Source organism: Klebsiella sp. K47, from assembly GCF_051858335.1.
Classification (GTDB): domain Bacteria; phylum Pseudomonadota; class Gammaproteobacteria; order Enterobacterales; family Enterobacteriaceae; genus Klebsiella; species Klebsiella pneumoniae.
In genome coordinates this window covers 1-217 of sequence record NZ_JBPYUI010000506.1, presented here as the reverse complement: position 1 = coordinate 217, position 217 = coordinate 1, and the positions used below count along the sequence as shown (strand labels likewise).

The 217-nt window shown below is 70.0% G+C and carries 1 protein-coding gene; it reads right to left on the bottom strand.

Annotated features, from left to right (window positions below; all coding sequences use genetic code 11):
- Positions 1 to 217 (bottom strand): ribonuclease HII (locus RRF55_RS28990; RefSeq protein ID WP_439419447.1); only part of this gene is annotated, 217 nt, incomplete at both ends.

Genomic DNA, 217 nt, shown 5'->3' with positions numbered 1-217 from the left:
CCGTGCTGTCGCAGCGCTGCCAGATGCTCGGCGGTGCCGTAGCCCGCATTGCGGTCCCAGCCATAGTGCGGGAACTCCGCCGCCGCCGCCCGCATCAGCCGGTCGCGGTGCTCCTTGGCGAGGATCGAAGCGGCGGAAATGCAAGGCTCGGTCGCATCGCCTTTCACGATGGCACGGGCCTGCCAGCGCCACTCCGCGCAGTGCTTTGCCGGGGTGA